At 40.3% G+C, this 17,950-nt stretch carries 21 protein-coding genes and 1 pseudogene; all 22 read left to right on the forward strand.

Annotation, left to right across the window (positions count from 1 at the left end):
- The first annotated feature begins 73 nt into the window (after positions 1-73).
- The 22 genes and pseudogenes from efp to JCM9152_RS15315 all read left to right on the forward strand — a co-directional run bounded on the left by efp (position 74) and on the right by JCM9152_RS15315 (position 17,754).
- Positions 74-631 carry an elongation factor P gene (gene efp / locus JCM9152_RS15210; RefSeq protein WP_035346013.1) on the forward strand — a complete coding sequence of 186 codons (558 nt, stop codon included), beginning with the start codon at positions 74-76 and terminating at the stop codon, positions 629-631.
- A gap of 303 nt (positions 632-934) precedes the next feature.
- Positions 935-1,216, forward strand: coding sequence for a YqhV family protein (locus tag JCM9152_RS15215; RefSeq protein ID WP_035346015.1), 282 nt, complete (start codon positions 935-937; stop codon positions 1,214-1,216).
- A gap of 20 nt (positions 1,217-1,236) precedes the next feature.
- Positions 1,237-2,166 (forward strand): stage III sporulation protein AA, encoded by a 930-nt coding sequence (gene spoIIIAA / locus JCM9152_RS15220; protein WP_035346105.1) that lies wholly within the window; start codon positions 1,237-1,239, stop codon positions 2,164-2,166.
- A complete protein-coding gene (gene spoIIIAB / locus JCM9152_RS15225) occupies positions 2,163-2,675 on the forward strand; it encodes a stage III sporulation protein SpoIIIAB (protein WP_035346017.1) in 513 nt (170 codons plus the stop codon). The genes spoIIIAA and spoIIIAB overlap by 4 nt, the downstream gene beginning before the upstream one ends.
- 18 nt (positions 2,676-2,693) lie before the next feature.
- Positions 2,694-2,900, forward strand: a complete 207-nt coding sequence (spoIIIAC, locus tag JCM9152_RS15230; protein WP_148296518.1) for a stage III sporulation protein AC — start codon at positions 2,694-2,696, stop codon at positions 2,898-2,900.
- Positions 2,901-2,905: 5 nt separating this feature from the next.
- Positions 2,906-3,301, forward strand: coding sequence for a stage III sporulation protein AD (gene spoIIIAD, locus JCM9152_RS15235; protein ID WP_148296519.1), 396 nt, complete (start codon positions 2,906-2,908; stop codon positions 3,299-3,301).
- A gap of 23 nt (positions 3,302-3,324) precedes the next feature.
- Positions 3,325-4,503, forward strand: a complete 1,179-nt coding sequence (gene spoIIIAE / locus JCM9152_RS15240) for a stage III sporulation protein AE (RefSeq protein WP_035346019.1) — start codon at positions 3,325-3,327, stop codon at positions 4,501-4,503.
- 203 nt (positions 4,504-4,706) lie between these two features.
- Entirely contained in the window at positions 4,707-5,369 is a 663-nt protein-coding gene (spoIIIAF, locus tag JCM9152_RS15245) for a stage III sporulation protein AF (protein WP_035346022.1), read from the forward strand.
- On the forward strand, positions 5,366-6,034 hold the full coding sequence (spoIIIAG, locus tag JCM9152_RS15250) for a stage III sporulation protein AG (protein ID WP_035346024.1): 669 nt from the start codon (positions 5,366-5,368) through the stop codon (positions 6,032-6,034). Before spoIIIAF ends, spoIIIAG begins: the two co-directional genes overlap by 4 nt.
- Positions 6,034-6,684, forward strand: a complete 651-nt coding sequence (locus JCM9152_RS15255) for a SpoIIIAH-like family protein (RefSeq protein WP_035346026.1) — start codon at positions 6,034-6,036, stop codon at positions 6,682-6,684. The genes spoIIIAG and JCM9152_RS15255 overlap by 1 nt, the downstream gene beginning before the upstream one ends.
- A gap of 347 nt (positions 6,685-7,031) precedes the next feature.
- Positions 7,032-7,394, forward strand: coding sequence for a hypothetical protein (locus JCM9152_RS15260; RefSeq protein ID WP_035346028.1), 363 nt, complete (start codon positions 7,032-7,034; stop codon positions 7,392-7,394).
- Positions 7,395-7,498: 104 nt separating this feature from the next.
- Positions 7,499-7,990: an acetyl-CoA carboxylase biotin carboxyl carrier protein gene (accB, locus tag JCM9152_RS15265; RefSeq protein ID WP_035346030.1), complete on the forward strand. Its 492-nt coding sequence runs from the start codon at positions 7,499-7,501 to the stop codon at positions 7,988-7,990.
- A 17-nt stretch (positions 7,991-8,007) separates the two neighbouring features.
- The gene (gene accC / locus JCM9152_RS15270) at positions 8,008-9,378 is read left to right on the forward strand and encodes an acetyl-CoA carboxylase biotin carboxylase subunit (protein WP_035346032.1); all 1,371 of its coding nucleotides are present in this window, start codon (positions 8,008-8,010) and stop codon (positions 9,376-9,378) included.
- A gap of 11 nt (positions 9,379-9,389) precedes the next feature.
- The gene (locus JCM9152_RS15275) at positions 9,390-9,788 is read left to right on the forward strand and encodes an Asp23/Gls24 family envelope stress response protein (protein WP_035346034.1); all 399 of its coding nucleotides are present in this window, start codon (positions 9,390-9,392) and stop codon (positions 9,786-9,788) included.
- Positions 9,789-10,003: 215 nt separating this feature from the next.
- A complete protein-coding gene (gene nusB / locus JCM9152_RS15280) occupies positions 10,004-10,402 on the forward strand; it encodes a transcription antitermination factor NusB (protein ID WP_035346036.1) in 399 nt (132 codons plus the stop codon).
- Positions 10,403-10,405: 3 nt separating this feature from the next.
- A complete protein-coding gene (folD, locus tag JCM9152_RS15285) occupies positions 10,406-11,251 on the forward strand; it encodes a bifunctional methylenetetrahydrofolate dehydrogenase/methenyltetrahydrofolate cyclohydrolase FolD (protein ID WP_035346109.1) in 846 nt (281 codons plus the stop codon).
- Between the two features lie 8 nt (positions 11,252-11,259).
- A complete protein-coding gene (gene xseA / locus JCM9152_RS15290; protein ID WP_035346037.1) occupies positions 11,260-12,639 on the forward strand; it encodes an exodeoxyribonuclease VII large subunit in 1,380 nt (459 codons plus the stop codon).
- A complete protein-coding gene (locus tag JCM9152_RS15295; RefSeq protein ID WP_035346039.1) occupies positions 12,620-12,859 on the forward strand; it encodes an exodeoxyribonuclease VII small subunit in 240 nt (79 codons plus the stop codon). The genes xseA and JCM9152_RS15295 overlap by 20 nt, the downstream gene beginning before the upstream one ends.
- Positions 12,853-13,743, forward strand: coding sequence for a polyprenyl synthetase family protein (locus JCM9152_RS15300; protein WP_148296520.1), 891 nt, complete (start codon positions 12,853-12,855; stop codon positions 13,741-13,743). Before JCM9152_RS15295 ends, JCM9152_RS15300 begins: the two co-directional genes overlap by 7 nt.
- A gap of 679 nt (positions 13,744-14,422) precedes the next feature.
- Positions 14,423-15,013 carry a CNNM metal transporter family protein gene (locus JCM9152_RS15305; protein WP_035346042.1) on the forward strand — a complete coding sequence of 197 codons (591 nt, stop codon included), beginning with the start codon at positions 14,423-14,425 and terminating at the stop codon, positions 15,011-15,013.
- Between the two features lie 26 nt (positions 15,014-15,039).
- Positions 15,040-16,926, forward strand: a complete 1,887-nt coding sequence (gene dxs, locus JCM9152_RS15310; protein ID WP_035346043.1) for a 1-deoxy-D-xylulose-5-phosphate synthase — start codon at positions 15,040-15,042, stop codon at positions 16,924-16,926.
- A gap of 4 nt (positions 16,927-16,930) precedes the next feature.
- Positions 16,931-17,754 (forward strand): annotated as a pseudogene (locus tag JCM9152_RS15315) (TlyA family RNA methyltransferase).
- The last annotated feature ends 196 nt before the right edge of the window (positions 17,755-17,950 follow it).

Raw genomic sequence — 17,950 nt, forward strand, 5'->3', positions numbered from 1 at the left:
AAGTTTTTCCAAGCTGTGGTATAGTAGATAACGTGATGTCACGTCAAAGCTCGGAATATGGAGGAATAAAACAATGATTTCAGTAAATGATTTTAAAACAGGTTTAACAATTGAAGTAGATGGTGGGATTTGGCAAGTGATGGAATTCCAACATGTCAAGCCGGGGAAAGGAGCGGCGTTTGTTCGTTCAAAGCTACGTAATTTACGTACGGGATCGGTTCAAGAGAAGACGTTTCGTGCAGGAGAGAAAGTATCGAAGGCACATATTGAAAACCGTCGTATGCAATATTTGTATGCAAATGGGGATATGCATGCGTTTATGGATAACGAAACGTATGAACAAATTGAGCTAGCAACAGCGCAGATTGAGCATGAGCTTCAATTTTTAAAAGAAAATATGGAAGTTCAAATTATTAGCTATGAAGGTGAAACGTTAGGCGTAGAAGTTCCTAATACGGTTGAATTAGAAGTGACGGAAACAGAACCAGGTATAAAAGGAGACACCGCTTCAGGTGGAACAAAGCCTGCAACTGTTGAAACGGGCTTAACCGTCCAAGTCCCTTTCTTTGTGAACCAAGGCGATGTTCTCATTATTGATACACGCAGCAGTGCATATGTTTCACGTGCATAGTTGTAATAGAGGGGTTTCATAAGGGTGTTATAACCCCTTTTGGAACTCTTTTTTAGATAAAAGAATTGATGAAATTTTGATTGGGAGATGAAAGTGAGTTTGCGCGTAAGTTACATGGTTGGTTGAAAGGAAAAGTACGTTCACCCAATCTTAACAGTTTTATAACGATTCCGCCGTTTTTATTGGTGCTTTTAGGGATTTGTCAAAAGGTGCTTTCACCTTTTGACAAATCCCTTTTTTCTTAGGTTCTGAATTTAAGAATTGGCTCATAGGTTGTACAAAGTGAGTGTGAGGGGTGAAGTAGTGAAAACGTGGTTCTTTTCAATTGAAGTTGCACTGTTAATCATGGTTGGATTACGTCTTGTTTCAGGACTAATTGAATTAACAGCTGCCGCTCTTATGTTGCGCTTGAACAGTGTCGAAAAGGCGATAGCGGTCAATGCAGCCCTTGCCATTATAGGGCCAACCATTCTAATTTTATCGATTAGCATCGGTTTAATTGGAATGAAAGATCAGCTTTCATTCATAAAGGTTGCTTTCATTGCTTCCGGAGTTACGCTCATTTTGATAGGTTTAGCAAAATAAAAAAGGAGGAGAAGACGATGATCCACGAAATTAGTTCCGTCCTACCCCATTCCATTAGACAAGTATTGAAGCAAATGGATCGCACGGTTTTCTCAACAATAGAAGAAATACGGTTACGTATGAACAAGCCTCTTGAAGTCATATCAGCAGGTCTCCCCTATTATCCACGCCAACAAGATAGGGTATATGTTGTTTCAGCAGATGATGCGAAATTTGTTATGAACCAACTTAGCCAATACTCGATCTATGCTTTTGAAGAAGAACTACGTCGAGGGTTTATCACAATAACAGGAGGCCATCGTGTTGGACTAGCTGGTAAAGTCATTTTAGAAAAAGGTTCAGTGAAAACATTGCGTGATATTAGCTCCTTTAATATTCGAGTTGCCCGGCAAGCAATTGGATCAGCTGAACCATTACTATCAAAGCTTTATCAAGGACGTTGGTGTAATACGATCCTCATTGGACCTCCACAAACAGGTAAAACAACTTTGCTACGGGATTTAGCACGTATCATTAGTCAAGGAATAGAGAAACGTCACATTCCAGCACTAAAAGTTGGAATTGTCGATGAGCGTTCAGAAATTGCAGCGAGTCTAAGAGGCGTCCCGCAGCTTGAGTTAGGTGCTCGCGTAGACGTTTTAGATGGTTGTCCGAAAGCAGAAGGAATGATGATGCTCATTCGTTCGATGAGTCCGGACGTCTTAATTGTTGATGAAATTGGACGAGAAGAGGATGTTATAGCCGTCCAAGAGGCTCTTCATGCAGGAGTTAAAGTAATGACGACCGCCCATGGATATTCAATGGAAGATGTTGAGAAGCGTCCAACCTTAAAGCCATTATTTGAAATGAGTGCGTTTGAACGTTGTATTGAATTGACTCGTACTCAGAAGCCTGGTGAGATTAAGCGAATCCGAAATCAATATAAGAAAGATTTGGTGAGTGTGACGTGAAATGGGTCGGTTCTCTCATAATTATCCTTGTCACTACGTGGATGGGTTTTGAATATGCCAAACGATTAAGTGATAGACCTAAACAATTAAGACAACTAAAAGTAGCTGTTCAGTCATTGGAGGCAGAGATGATGTATGGGTTAACACCACTAGCTCAAGCTGCTGAGCATATTGCTAAGCAACTGCCTAAGCCAGTTAGTACAGTGTTTGATTTGTTTTCAGAAAAGCTACTAGAGCAAGAGCATAGTGCCTTTGATGCGTGGCAAGCAAGTATTGAAGTTGTTTGGCCTAGGACGGCTCTTTTAGATAGTGAACGTGAAGTGATGCTACAATTTGGCGCAACACTCGGACAGCATGACCGTGATCAGCAACAAAAGCAAATTCATTTAACGTTAGCTCATCTGGCAAGAGAGGAGCAAGAAGCGCGCGAGAGACAGCATCGGTATGAAAAGATGGTGAAAAGCTTAGGCTTTCTAGCAGGCTTACTAGTTGTCATCCTATTGGTGTAAGAAGGAGGAGGAGAGGTTGTGATGTATGATGTGAACACCATCTTTCAGATTGCTGGAATTGGCATCGTCGTCGCGATGATTCACACGGTATTGAAACAGATGGGAAAAGAAGATTGGGCACATTGGGTCACCTTAATTGGGTTTGTCGTCGTTCTTTATATGGTTGCAACAATTGTTGATGATTTATTTCAGAAAATTAGAGGCGTGTTTCTGTTTCAAGGGTGAGGTGAGTGGCGATTGATATTATTCAAATTGTTGGGTTAGGGTTAATCGCAACCTTCCTAGCCCTAGTTGTGAAGGAACAAAAGCCGATGTTTGCCTTTATGCTGACAGTCTTTGTTGGTGTATTCATCTTTCTATTTCTCATTGATGAGATTGTCAAAATCATCGAGATGCTTGAAGGAATAGCAGAGCGAGCGGATCTTAATATGATGTATTTGCAAACAATCCTAAAAATTATCGGTATTGCCTATATCGCAGAGTTTGGTTCTCAAATAGCTAAAGACGCTGGACAAGCTGCTATTGCTTCAAAAATTGAATTAGCCGGGAAAATTTTAATACTCGTGCTTGCTATTCCGATTTTAACAGCTGTCATTGAGATGGTGTTGTCATTGTTACCAACCTAAAAAGAAGGTTGAGGTGTTCTTTGTTGAAGCGAGTTGGTTTCTTTCTCATTGTCGTACTTTTCGTTGTTACATGTTTCCCAGTTATGACCTTCGCTGAAGAAGAACCTTTTAATGAAGAAGGCTTTATTGAACGTCAAGTAGAGAACTTACAATTAGATGAAGTCATTCAATATTGGGAGGAAATTTCAAGGGAATATGGGGGCTTTCTCCCCGAAAGTCAAAAAGGTTCCTTTATGGATTTTATAAAAGGAGACAAGCAATTTTCCTTTAAAGACTGGGGCATTGGCTTTGTGAAATATTTACTTCATGAATTAGTCGTAAATGGAAAATTATTAGGGTCTCTTATTTTATTGACAGTCTTTTGTATGATCCTTCAATCTCTTCAAAATGCATTTGAAAAACAGGCCGTTAGTAAGGTTGCTTATGCCATTACGTATATGGTCTTAATGATCATTGCATTAAATAGCTTCCGAGTAGCGATTACGTATGCTACAGACGCCGTTAATTCAATGATTCATTTTATGATTGCTCTACTTCCGCTCATGCTTGCGATGATGGCGGCGATTGGTAATATAACGACAGCAGCACTATTTCACCCATTAATTATTTTTCTCGTAAACATGAGTGGGTTATTTATTCAAAAAATAGTTCTACCACTGTTATTTTTGTCAGCCGTTTTAAGTATTGTTAGTACGTTAACAGATCACTACAAAGTGTCCAAGCTTGCTACGTTCTTACGAAATATAGCGGTCGGTTCATTAGGTATCTTTTTGACCATTTTCCTTGGTGTTATTTCAGTTCAAGGAGCCGCTACGGCTGTTTCAGATGGTGTGACGGTAAGAACGGCTAAGTTTTTAGCAGGGAATCTAGTTCCGGTTGTAGGTAGGATGTTTACGGATGCTGCGGATACAGTCATGAGCGCCTCGTTATTATTAAAAAATACGATTGGACTAGCAGGGCTAGGAATTTTGCTCATGCTTTGTGCATTTCCGGCGATGAAGGTGCTTTCACTCGCGATTATTTTCAATTTATCAGCCGCTGTTTTACAACCACTTGGTGGTGGCCCTATTATCGAATGTCTATCGATTATTGGAAAAGCGGTTATGTTTGTTTTTGCTGCACTTGCCGTTGTATGTCTGATGTTCTTTTTGGCTATTACGATTATGATTGCGGCTGGAAATGTGTCGCTAATGATGAGGTGAGGGAGGCCACTGAAAAAGGACAAATCAACTTTTTCAGTACCTTTGATTTGACAAGCAATGGCTTCATCTGTTGCTCAATTGATAAGAGAAATCCATTCGTATCATTCTTTTCAAATCAGGCAAAGGTTTCGCTCATTGGTTAAAGGGCACAAAAAAATTGAAAACCAAACTTTTTCAATGCCTTAAGGGGAGGAGGGAGTGAAATGGCAAGTTTAACAGGCTGGTTAACGACAATTATTCTCATTATTTTATTGGCGACGATTTTGGAGTTGATGCTACCAAACTCTCATATGCAACGTTATGTGAAGCTAGTGGTTGGACTATTATTATTAGTCGCTATGCTACAGCCACTATTATCCATTTTCACAGAAGATGTGGATGAATGGCTCGTTTCACTGTCTGTTCAGACAGATGAAACAGAAAAAGTCGTCCAAGAGGCAATAAATTTGCAAAAAAAAGAGATAGAGTTGGGACAACGTGCATATATTTCTGAACAGATGGCTGTCCAATTGGAGAATCAAGTAAAAGACGAATTGCGAGAGGGATATGATTTGGAAATAGCGAGAGTAGAAGTTGAACTGCTGTGGGAGGGTGAGCTCGAAACGATTCAAGATGCCATTGATTCATTAGAAGTCATCCATACATTCGTTTATACAGAGCTAGAAGAGGAACAGTCTGAATCTGACGCTAGCGTTGAGGCTGTTCAACCGATTCGCATTGATATTTCCGAATCGAATCGAAACGAGGATGACGAGCAACAAGAGTTTGAATCATTAGCAGATGTTCAGCAATTTCTTGCTCACAATTGGAATGTGCCAAAAGAAAAGATTCAAGTCGCGTGGGAAGGGGGGAAACAAGCAAAGTGAAGCAGAATGAAGAAAAGGATCAGAAGTGGCTCCAATCATTAATGAAAAAATCTAATAATGGAAAAAATCGACGTCTCCCTCTCCATTATCTTGTCCTTCTTGGCTGCTTAGGAGTTGCCCTAATGATTATGGGGAATCTTCTGTCTGATCAAAATGAAACGGATCAATCTTTGCCTGTTTATAACGAAAGTGAGGATGTAGACGAGGTTGAAGAAGCCTTTAAACGGGACAGGTCAGCAGAACCTAATTCGATGGAAGACTATGAAATGCGTTATGAAAATCAATTAAAAGAGTTATTGGAACAAATGATTGGACTGTCTGATGTTTCGGTTATGGTGAATTTAGCTGAGACAGAACGATCTGTCTATGAAAGGGACAGTGTCACGAAAGAACAACTGACAGATGAAACGGATCGAGAAGGTGGAAAGAGAACGGTTGATGATCGCACGAGAGAAGAACAAGTTGTCATTATTCGAGAAGGTGATAAGGAAGTTCCAATCCTTATTCATAAAGAAAAACCAGAAGTAAGAGGGGTGCTCGTTGTTGCACAAGGTGTTGAAAATGCGAATTCGAAGAGTCAAGTGATTGAAGCTGTGAGTCGTGTATTAGATGTTCCATCACATCGCATTTCGGTTATGCCGAAAAAAACTAAGGAGGGTTCTTAATGGTCTTGAAAAAACAAACAGTTTGGTTATTAACAATGCTTAGCTTAATTATTGTCTTATCAGTGTATTATGTCATCCCAACGGATCCAGCGCAAAATGATTTCGCTTATTCTGATGAGGATCTTGAAGGGGATGAACTGCAAGATGGTGATGAGAATGAAATTAGGGATCAAGAAGATTTAGAACTAGAAAGTGATGACGTGAATGCCGTATTAGGCAATATCGCTGATGAGTTAGATGTAGCAATAGAAGAAGGAGAATATGGAGAGATTTCAACAATTTCAACGAATGAAGCATTTACGACGATTCGCATGGAAGTACAGGCAAATCGAGATCGATTAAAAGAAGAATACACAAGAATTCGTGCTTCAGAAGAGGCTACAGCAGAGGAAAAAGCTGATGCACATCAATTAGAAGCTGATCTGCACCAACTTCAAAATGATGAAGTCATTTTAGAACAACTCATTTTGGCAAAAGGGTTTGATGATGCACTTGTTTTGGCTGATCAGGAGCAGGTTAGAGTCCTTGTACAATCAGAGGATCTTTCTCGTGAGCAAGCAAATGAATTACTACAATTAACGATTTCACAATTGAACCTTAATTTAGATGAAACAAGTATTGCGGTGGGACATACAGGCATGAATAAGTAATGATGAAATGTATAAAATGCAGAAGAGGCTGGGACAAAACCTTCCTCTGAAATGAAAAGCCGGTTGAAATTTTATTTGTCGTAAATTTCACCGGCTTTCATTTTTGGGGGTCTCTTTTGCGTTTTTTTTACGGAAATATGTTTCTAGTAACTTAAAAGGAGTAATGGCTCCGCTCGTAGCGCCTTTCTATGAAAAAAACACTCATTGCAAGGCTTTCAAAATCGGGTGACGGCTCCGCACAACGCTAATAAGAAAAGACGCTATCGTGTTTTTCTTATCAAAAGGTGACTGATGGTACGTTCTTTGATATAATACGCAAAGATCATATAATGAGGAGCGATTATGAAATGGAATGGAATGATTTAACTGAAGGAGCGAAAGCCGTACTTGAGCAAACGCGTAATATGAAAAATGATCACATCCAAATTGTTGAATTTGAAATTGGTTTTGAACAGCAAATTGAAGATGAGGATGAAGGTACATATAAAGTGTCAATTCAAGAGGACGATTATCAAAGTTTAAAGAAATATACGCAAGAAAATGAGTACGGAGATAAATATCACATGGCGCGAAATAAAGATATAGTCAAAATCATTTTACTTGAGGATGGCAAGATTCCTGAGAACTTATCAGAGTTCCCTGTATTTCGTCAATATAAAAAAGACTATACACCTCGTACAACAGAAGTAGAGGTTAATGAGGAAGATTAAAATAACAATTGATTTGATAGGCAGGTTTTTCTAACAGGCTTGTCGAATAAATTGAAATATATAAAAAGTTGCGTTCTGCATGGGAAGAAGAAGGAGTGTATACAATGTTAACAGTAAATGAATTAAAAGATTTAATTAAAGCATTGGACGATTCAAATATCGACGAATTGAAATTCGAACAGGAAGGCTCCAAGCTTGTGTTAAAGAAGCAAAGAGAACTACAAGTAGTCGAACAAGCTCCAGTTGCTGTTCAGCAAACTCAGGCACCAGTTGCACAGTCAGCACCTACACAGGCGACTTCAACTCCGCAAAGTTCGCAAGGAGAAGAAGCGCCAGCGCCAGCAACAAATGCTAACTTACATACGATTACATCACCAATGGTAGGGACCTTTTATTCGGCTCCTTCACCTGACTCAGACCCTTATGTACAAATAGGAGATCAAGTGCAAGCAAACTCAGTTGTTTGTATCGTTGAAGCAATGAAATTAATGAACGAAATTGAAGCAGAAGTAAGTGGGAAGGTTGTTGAAATCCTAGCTGAAAATGGTGAGCTTGTTGAATACGGCCAACCATTATTCGTAGTCGAGCCTGCTTAGTATAGGAGAGAGAACAGATGATTAAAAAAGTTTTAATTGCCAATCGAGGGGAGATTGCGGTAAGAATCATCCGCGCTTGTCGGGAAATGAATATTGAAACAGTCGCTGTTTATTCGGAAGCGGATAAAGATTCGTTACACGTACGATTAGCAGATGAGGCTTATTGTATTGGTCCGACCGCATCGAATCAAAGCTATTTGAATGTAACGAATATTATGAGTGTTGCGACGTTAACGGAAACAGATGCGATTCATCCTGGTTATGGGTTTTTAGCTGAAAATGCTGATTTTGCTGAAATTTGTGCAGCGTGTAATATTACATTTATAGGTCCAAGTCCCAATGCGATTAGCCAAATGGGAACAAAAGATGTTGCACGTAAGACTATGGAAAAAGCTGGTGTTCCGATTGTTCCTGGTTCAAATGGAATTGTTGAAACTGTTGAAGACGGCTTAAAGGTTGCAAATGAGATCGGCTTCCCTGTTATTATTAAAGCAACTGCTGGTGGTGGCGGTAAAGGAATTCGCGTTGCCCGTACACCTGAAGAATTAAAAAAAGGAATGAACATCACTCAGCAGGAAGCGGCTACTAACTTTGGTAATCCAGGTATTTATATTGAAAAATACATTGAGGATTTTCGTCATGTTGAAATTCAAGTATTAGCTGATTTACATGGTAATACGATTCATTTAGGAGAGCGTGATTGTAGTATTCAACGTAGGCTACAGAAGTTACTTGAAGAAACACCGTCGCCAGCTATTTCCGAAAGTAAAAGGAAGGAAATGGGGGAAGCTGCAGTGAACGCAGCTAAGGCTGTTCAATATGCGGGGGCAGGAACGGTTGAATTTATTTATGACCATAATAGTGGTGAATTTTATTTTATGGAAATGAATACACGTATTCAAGTTGAGCACCCGGTTACAGAGATGGTAACAGGAATTGATTTAATTAAGGAGCAAATCCGGGTTGCGAGTGGTGAACAATTAACGTATAAGCAAGAGGATGTTACATTCCAAGGCTGGTCGATTGAATGTCGGATTAATGCAGAAAACCCGGCAAAGAACTTCATGCCTGCACCTGGTCGAATTAACCAATATTTAGCTCCAGGTGGACTTGGGGTACGTGTTGATTCTGCTGCTTACCCTGATTATATGATTACTCCTTATTATGATTCAATGATTGCGAAAGTTATTACACATGGTGCAACGAGAGAAGAGGCCATTGCAAAAATGATTCGTGCTTTAGAAGAATTCGAAGTTGAAGGTCCTGGTGTTGAAACGACTATTCCTTTCCATTTACGATTACTTCAGCATGAGACGTTTGTTTCGGGGCACTTTAATACTAAATTTCTAGAAGAGCATGATGTCATGGCTATTTCATTAAATAAATAGGAGGGAAGAATATGAATGAAAACCCTAGTTTGGAATTAGAAGAGCAAAAATCAGAGCTTGGTAAAGTTGAAATTTCTCCTGAGGTGATTGAGGTCATTGCTGGAATCGCTGCTTCTGAGGTAGATGGTGTAGCAACGATGCGAGGGAATTTTGCTACAGATGTAGCTGAAAAGCTAGGCCGAAAGAACCATGGTAAAGGGGTTAAGGTAGATCTCGAAGAAGAAGGAATTACAATCGATGTATCGGTCGTCATTACATATGGTGTATCTGTCCCTGATGTGGCGAACTTGATTCAGTCGAATGTGAAGCAAGCACTTCAAACGATGACAGCGATTGATATTCAGGCTGTTAATGTACATGTTGTCGGTGTGCAGTTTGAAACGGTTGAACCTAACCAAGACGAGCTATAATAGAAGTAGAAGTAGGACAGCCTTGAAGATTACTTAAGGCTGTCTTCTTTCGTGGTTTCATTGGAACGAAATATATAGGGAATAGTGGTCTAATTACTACATGTTCATCAATGGTTAAAATAACCGACAGCTAAAAGACGTTGTTCTTCGAAAAGAAAACATGGTATGCTATCAACATAACAAACTGCAAGTTTACGGTAAAAGGAGTCAAACAAATGAATCGAAGAGTAGCAAGGTTACGAGCAGCACAAGCTTTGTACCAAATGGATCTAGCAAAAAGTGATACGGACCAAGCAATTGAAAGCGTTGTGGGTGAAGAAGAAAGACCAAGTGAATTTTTTCTTGAGCTTGTGAATGGGACAAGTACACAAATTGCTAAGATTGATGAGATTATTATGAACAGCTTACAAGGCTGGACCATTAGTCGAATGGGGCTCGTCGATCGTGCTATTGTACGGATGATGGTATATGAAATGAAATACATAGATGATATTCCTGTCAATGTGACATTGAATGAAGGAATTGAACTTGCGAAAGCATTTGGAGGAGACGAGTCAGGGAAATTTGTGAATGGTGTCCTTTCCAAAGCGCTTGAAACGATTAAGGGGGAGTAAATGATGACTGCACAACTATTAAGCGGAAAAGAGTTAGCTACTAAAAAAAGGGAACAAATGAAGGAGAAAGTTAAAGATTTAGTTGAACAACATGTAACTCCAGGACTAGCGGTTATTCTAATTGGTGAAAATCCAGCATCGCAAACGTATGTAAGGGCAAAACAAAAAGCCTGTGCTGATGTAGGGATTTATTCTAGACTTATTGAACGTCCTGAAAGTATTTCTGAGGAAGAACTACTACAAGAGATCGATCAACTTAACGATGACCCAGCTATTGATGGAATTCTGGTCCAATTACCATTACCTAATCATATTACAGAGCAGGCTGTCATTGAAAGGATTGCTCCAGAAAAGGATGTCGACGGGTTTCATCCAATTAGTATTGGGAAAATGATGACAGGTGAGGAAACGTTTTTGCCTTGTACTCCTTATGGTGTCGTAGAGATGCTGAAAGAGGCTAAATTACCACTTGAGGGTCAGCATGTTGTTGTTATTGGGCGTAGCAACATTGTTGGAAAGCCTGTCGGCCAATTACTATTAAATGAGAATGCGACCGTTACATATTGCCATTCACGTACGAAGGATATGAGAGGGTTAACAACTCAAGCAGATATTCTAATTGTTGCTGTTGGTCGTCCAAAATTTATTAAAGTTGATGATGTTAAAGATGGGGCGATTGTCGTAGATGTCGGTATAAATCGAGTAGATGGTAAATTATGTGGGGACGTTGATTTTGATGACGTGAAGGAAAAGGCTTCTTACCTTACACCAGTACCAGGTGGAGTAGGGCCGATGACGATAACAATGCTCTTAGAAAATACGATCCAATCCGCACAACAGCGAAAATAGGTGAACGCATGTCCGCTGAATCCATTTATACGATTACGGAATTAACACGATACATCAAAAATCAATTTGAATATGATCCTGTTTTACAAAGTGTGTGGCTCAGAGGAGAGCTCTCAAATGTGAAACGACATAGCCGTGGACATTTATACTTTACGGTCAAGGATGAAAATTCTCGTGTGCAAGCTGTCATGTTTGCTGGACATAACCGCTTTCTTACCTTTAAACCAGAAAGTGGAATGAATGTATTAATCCGAGGTGAAATCAATGTATATGAGCCTTATGGACAATACCAGCTATATGCTAAGGAAATGCAACCTGATGGAGTAGGGAGTCTATTCCTTGCATATGAGGAACTGAAGAAGCTGTTAGAACGGGAAGGGTTATTTGCTGAATCAAGAAAGAAGGGATTACCACGATTTCCAAATCGAATTGCCGTAATAACCTCACCAACAGGGGCTGCTATTCGTGATATTGTGACGACTTTAAAGCGACGTTATCCGCTTGCGCAAATAACGTTATTACCAGTTCTCGTTCAAGGTGATCAAGCTCCTACCTCGATTAAGAATGCGATTGAACGAGTCGATAAAGCTAATTGCTTTGATGTGTTAATAGTAGGGCGTGGAGGAGGATCGATAGAAGAACTGTGGGCATTTAATGATGAAGGAGTGGCAAGGGCAATTGCTTCTGCTCAAGTGCCAATTATTTCGGCAGTCGGTCATGAAACGGATTATACGATTAGTGACTTTGTAGCTGATCTTCGCGCTCCTACCCCTACTGGGGCAGCTGAGCTTGCCGTACCAGATGTAAATGAGTTAAATCGCTATGTGAAAAGCTTATCAACTCGACTGTTCCAACGAATGAACGATACCATTTCCCGGGAAAGATCTCGTCATGAGCGTTTAATTCATTCATATGCTTTTCGCTATCCTGAACAGTTAGTTAAACAAAAGGAGCAGCAGCTTGATGTTGCTTTGGATAAGTTGAAAAGGGGAATGTCAGTACGGTTGTATGAGCAAGGGCATATACTAGATAAGCTCGATCAAAGGCTACTTTCTGCCCACCCAGAGCGAAAATTAGAAAAGGCGATACAGGAGCAGAAGGTATTAAAAGGTCGTTTGACAGCATCGATCATTGAACTGTTAAAGAGTAAACGAATCCCTTTTGAACAGAAAATAAATGAATTACATCTTTTAAGTCCGTTAAGGTTAATGGAACGTGGGTATAACTTAGCCTATGACGAAAGGAACTCAATAATTAAAACGGTTAAAAGCATTAAAAAAGGTTCGGCATTAAACGTCCGTTTAAAGGATGGGTATGTTCATTGTCAAGTCGTAAAGGTGAGTTCGTTAGTAGAGGAGGAAAAGAGCAATGTCAGAGAAAAAGGATAAAACATTTGAAGAAGCGATGTCTGAACTAGAAGTAGTTGTTGAGAAGCTTGAGCAAGGTGACGTACCTTTGGAGGAAGCGATTGCAATGTTTCAAGAGGGGATGACCTTGTCAAAGTTTTGTCATGAAAAGCTTGAAAAGGTTGAAAAACAAATGGATCAGATTTTACATGAGGATGGTGAGGTCGAAGTACTCGCCTTTCAGGAGGACGAATCATCGTGACATCTCTACGTTCATTTTTACAGCAAAGTAAACAGCTTGTAGAAAAACGGCTTCCTGAGCATATTCAATCTTTACAAGCTCCTGAACAATTAAAGAAAGCCATGCTCTACTCTTTAAATGCCGGTGGAAAGCGAGTTCGACCAGCTATTGTGTTTGCAACGTTACAGAGTTTTGGAGCTCCGCTTGAACGAGGGGTTGATGTTGCCTGTGCGCTAGAAATGATTCATACATATTCGTTAGTCCACGATGACCTTCCAGCAATGGATGACGATGACTTAAGAAGAGGAAAGCCAACGAATCACAAAGTGTTCGGTGAAGCGTTAGCCATTTTAGCAGGTGATGCGTTATTAACATACAGCTTTCAGTTAATTACTTCCTTAGAAAAAGATTCTGTATCAGACAAGCAAAAAGTGGAGCTTATTCATGAAATTTCACGTGCAGCTGGTCCGGCAGGGATGGTTGGTGGTCAAGTAGCAGATATGGCGGGTGAGGATCAATCATTAACCCTTGATGAGCTTTTATATATTCATCATCATAAAACAGGGGATTTACTAACAGCCTCAGTGATGGCAGGTGCCATTTTAGCAGAAGCGAGCGAGGCTGATTGTAAGCTGCTACGCCAATTTTCAAAAGAATTGGGTCTCATTTTCCAAATTAAGGATGATATATTGGATGTTGAAGGTGATTCATCCGTTATTGGCAAGCCAGTAGGAAGCGACGTTGACAATAAGAAAAGTACATATCCTAATTTATTAGGTCTAGATGGGGCGAAGGAGAAACTTTCGGAGCATATGTCGTTAGCGAAAGAATATATATACGGTATCAATATCAATCATTCTATGTTGATTGGGTTGACGGAATATATTGCGAACCGTGATCATTAGGCCCATCCATTTCCATTGAGCTTTTATCTTGACGCGTGATATAATAGTTTAATACGAGAGTGGTACAGTATTCTAGTCAGTCCTCCAATCTTGAAGGCGGGCCTAAAAATCCGCCAAAGGGCACATCGATGAAGCTCCTTGTTTTGGCTTGAGGCGCCCAGCTTGGGTCTAAGCTGGGAGAAAAGGTAAAAGGGCGATCCACAAAGGCATGTGGGCGATGACCCTTTTACTGTGGAGGCCCAAAAAACCGTTCAATGTATATTGAGTAAGGTTTTTGGGTATGAACCTGTAAGGCGAGTTGGGACTCGTCTGCAGCGTAGCCTGCCTTGAGTGGAGAGTGAGGGGATTATAGAACAAGAGATTCGTTGTTGTCGGCCAACAATGACGATCTTACCTATATGAAATCATCTCTGCAAAAGAGGATAAAAGATTGGCACGGGATTGCTGAGGAAATCTCCTAGACTGTTCGCTCGACATTTAAAGAGGATTGCAGTGTAGACTAAGTGGTAATCTAGTCTGGCGACTGGTGACAGCGTCAATCTCGGTTTAAAGGGAAACCGCCAGTGCGGCGACGCATTGGAACTGAGATGGGAAACCCTACTGGACCTAAGCTACAGAGTTTACTCTTTAAATGGCCACTCTCTTACATAATGGATGTAAAAGGTGACGATCAATTACTATGAAGCATTTTATGAAATCAATACATTGGAGTATATGGATTGCCGTTATCACTTTAGTGCTAGCGGCTATTTTTTCAGTCATCTCAACTTTTATATTAAGCGGGGTGACATGGGCGATCGGAATGGTGATTGTCTTTATTATTGTGATTTTAGGTGTATTCTTTGATACAATAGGTGTAGCGGCAACAGCGGCAGATGAGAAACCGTTTCATGCTATGGCCTCTGAACGGTTAAAAGGGGCGAGGCAAGCGGTTCAAATAACAAGAAATGCCGACCGATTTGCGAACTTCTGTAATGATGTGATCGGTGATATTTCTGGTATTATTAGTGGAACGGCCTCGGCATATGTTGTCTTACAATTTGCTTTACAATTAGGATATCATGATGCTTCTGTACAATACTTAGTGATTTCGGTATTATTTACGAGTGTAGTCGCAGCCTTAACTGTAGGCGGAAAAGCAATAGGTAAAACGCTTGCGATTCATTATTCAACACCGATTATTTTTCAAGTAGGTAGATTATTATATGTTTTAGAGGTAAGATTAAAGATCAAAGTATTTTCTAACAACGGAAAAAAGAAAAAAAGATAAACTGACTCGAAAGTGAGGGTTCCTTTATGAATCTAGAGGAATTTAAAGACCCAAGCGAATTAAAGCATTATTCGAACGAAGAGCTTGAACGATTAGCAAACGATATTAGACAATTTTTGATTGAGAAACTATCCGTGACTGGCGGACATTTAGGGCCGAATTTAGGGGTGGTGGAACTAACGTTAATTCTCCACCAATTATTTGAAAGCCCTAAGGACAAGTTCATTTGGGATGTCGGACACCAAGCATATGTTCATAAAATACTAACAGGAAGAGCGGGTCAATTTGACCAGCTTCGTCAATATAAAGGATTGTGTGGCTTTCCAAAGCGTAATGAAAGTGACCATGACGTCTGGGAAACAGGTCATAGTTCAACTTCATTGTCTGCTGCGATGGGGATGGCGACAGCACGTGATATAAAAGGTACGGATGAATCTGTCGTTGCTATTATTGGAGATGGTGCACTAACAGGTGGGATGGCACTTGAAGCCCTGAATCACATTGGACATGAGCAAACAGATTTAATTGTCGTTTTAAATGATAATGAAATGTCCATTGCACCGAATGTTGGCGCCCTTCATAATGTACTCGGAAGATTACGTACGGCTGGAAAATATAAAAAAGCAAAAGAAGAGCTAGAGCAATTAATCAAGAAGATTCCGGCTTTTGGCGGAAAAATTGCTTCAACAGCTGAACGTGTAAAGGATAGCCTGAAATATTTATTAGTATCGGGTATTTTCTTTGAGGAATTAGGTTTCACTTACTTAGGACCTGTTGATGGCCATGACTTAGAGGACTTGGCTGAGAATATGAAATATGCGAAAAAGACTAAAGGGCCTGTACTCATTCATGTGTTGACGAAAAAAGGGAAAGGCTACAAGCCAGCTGAGCTAGATGCAAAAGGTACGTGGCATGGATTAGGTCCATATAAAATTGAGTCGGGCGAAGTGGTTAAAAAACCTGGCCCACCAAGTTATAGTGGCGTGTTTGCAGAAACGCTAAAAACAATCGCTCGTGAAGATAAGCGTATTGTGGCGTTAACTGCTGCAATGCCTGGGGGGACAAAGCTCGATGTATTTGCTAAGGAATTTCCTGAGCGAATGTTCGATGTCGGTATCGCTGAACAGCATGCTACGACAATGGCAGGAGGTTTAGCGACTCAGGGGATGAAGCCTGTATTTGCCGTATACTCAACATTCTTACAACGAGGCTACGATCAGCTTGTGCATGATGTGTGTCGTCAAAATTTAAATGTTCTCTTTGCGATTGATCGTGCTGGCTTAGTTGGTGCAGATGGTGAAACTCACCAAGGTGTATTTGATATAGCTTATTTGCGTCATCTTCCGAATATGAAAATCTTAATGCCTAAGGATGAAAATGAGCTTCAGCATATGATCTACACGGCAACTCAATATGATGATGGGCCGATTGCAGTTCGTTACCCAAGAGGGAACGGTTATGGTGTGAAAATGGACAAGCAGCTCCAACAGCTTCCGATTGGAAAGTGGGAAGTGCTGCGTGAAGGAACAGATGCCTGTATTTTGACGTTTGCAACGATGATACCAGTTGCTGATGAAGCGGTAAATATATTGCAATCACAAGGTCTCTCAGTTAAGCTCATTAATGCTAATTCCGTTAAACCATTAGATGAGAATATGCTCCGAGATATAGCAACATTAAACATTCCAGTGCTTACTCTAGAGGAAGCAGCATTACAAGGTGGCTTTGGAAGTGCTGTACTTGAGTTTTTCCAAGAAAATCAATTTATGGTATCAATGAAACGAATGGGTATTCCTGATGAATTTATTGAGCATGGAAGTGTAAATGAGCTACTTGAGGAGATTGGATTAACTTCAGCGAATGTAGCTGACCAACTACAAACATTATTGCCACAACGTAGACAAAGGGCGTAGGTGAATGGCTAAGAAAGAACGTATTGATGTTTTACTTGTTGAACGTGGACTGTTTGAAACGAGAGAAAAGGCGAAGCGTGCAATTATGGCTGGACTCGTCTTTTCTGGGACGGAGCGGATTGATAAGCCTGGAGTGAAGATCGATAGTTCGATCACGTTGGAAGTAAAGGGAAATCCAATTCCCTATGTTAGTCGAGGAGGTCTAAAATTAGAAAAGGCTCTTCGCGTATTTCTGATTTCCCTTCAGGGTAAGCTTGTTATTGATATTGGTGCTTCAACAGGAGCTTTACTGATTGCGCCTTGCAAAATGGGGCAAAAGCCGTTTATGCAATTGATGTCGGCTATAACCAACTATCATGGAAGCTAAGACAAGATGAGCGTGTTGTCGTCATGGAACGCACAAATTTTCGTTATGTAGAACGGGCTGATTTACAAAAAGGCCTTCCGCAATTTGCTTGTATGGATGTTTCGTTTATCTCGATTAAGCTAATCTTACCTGTTTTAAAATCACTGCTTCTACCTGGGAGTGATGTTGTGGCGCTCATCAAACCTCAATTTGAAGCGGGACGTGAACAAGTTGGGAAGAAAGGAATCATTCGTGATCCAAGTATTCATGAAGATGTCGTTAAACGAATGATTGACTTTGCTCTTGGGCAAGGCTATTCCGTTCTAGGGTTGGATTATTCTCCTATTAAAGGAGGAGAAGGAAATATTGAATTTCTCCTTCATTTACAATTGGAAGAGGAAATGAGTAACGTGCACCTTCGTGATCAGATTTCTGTTGAAGAGGTTGTGGAACGCGCGCACGAACAATTGAAATCGCTGTGAAAGAGGTGCTAGTGCACTTCTTCTTTTTTTATAAGAGGTTGTTGGATAACTCAAAGGAGAGCGACTGCTTCGCACGTTATACGTTTTGCTGAAAGAACTCCACTTTCAGCAAAACTGAAAACCGTTGTAACGGCTTTGCACGTCGCTTTAAAGAAAAGACTGCTGCACAGTTTTTCTTATTGTATTCTTGTTCGTT

Source organism: Halalkalibacter hemicellulosilyticusJCM 9152 (genome assembly GCF_000513115.1).
Lineage (GTDB): Bacteria > Bacillota > Bacilli > Bacillales > Bacillaceae_D > Halalkalibacter > Halalkalibacter hemicellulosilyticus.

Coding starts and splice junctions, on each gene's coding strand:
- efp (WP_035346013.1), top strand. CDS start 74: ATGATTTCAGTAAATGATTTTAAAACAGGTTTAACAATTGAAGTAGAT.
- spoIIIAF (WP_035346022.1), top strand. CDS start 4,707: ATGGCAAGTTTAACAGGCTGGTTAACGACAATTATTCTCATTATTTTA.
- JCM9152_RS15255 (WP_035346026.1), top strand. CDS start 6,034: ATGGTCTTGAAAAAACAAACAGTTTGGTTATTAACAATGCTTAGCTTA.
- JCM9152_RS15260 (WP_035346028.1), top strand. CDS start 7,032: ATGGAATGGAATGATTTAACTGAAGGAGCGAAAGCCGTACTTGAGCAA.
- accB (WP_035346030.1), top strand. CDS start 7,499: ATGTTAACAGTAAATGAATTAAAAGATTTAATTAAAGCATTGGACGAT.
- accC (WP_035346032.1), top strand. CDS start 8,008: ATGATTAAAAAAGTTTTAATTGCCAATCGAGGGGAGATTGCGGTAAGA.
- JCM9152_RS15275 (WP_035346034.1), top strand. CDS start 9,390: ATGAATGAAAACCCTAGTTTGGAATTAGAAGAGCAAAAATCAGAGCTT.
- nusB (WP_035346036.1), top strand. CDS start 10,004: ATGAATCGAAGAGTAGCAAGGTTACGAGCAGCACAAGCTTTGTACCAA.
- folD (WP_035346109.1), top strand. CDS start 10,406: ATGACTGCACAACTATTAAGCGGAAAAGAGTTAGCTACTAAAAAAAGG.
- xseA (WP_035346037.1), top strand. CDS start 11,260: ATGTCCGCTGAATCCATTTATACGATTACGGAATTAACACGATACATC.
- JCM9152_RS15295 (WP_035346039.1), top strand. CDS start 12,620: ATGTCAGAGAAAAAGGATAAAACATTTGAAGAAGCGATGTCTGAACTA.
- JCM9152_RS15305 (WP_035346042.1), top strand. CDS start 14,423: ATGAAGCATTTTATGAAATCAATACATTGGAGTATATGGATTGCCGTT.
- dxs (WP_035346043.1), top strand. CDS start 15,040: ATGAATCTAGAGGAATTTAAAGACCCAAGCGAATTAAAGCATTATTCG.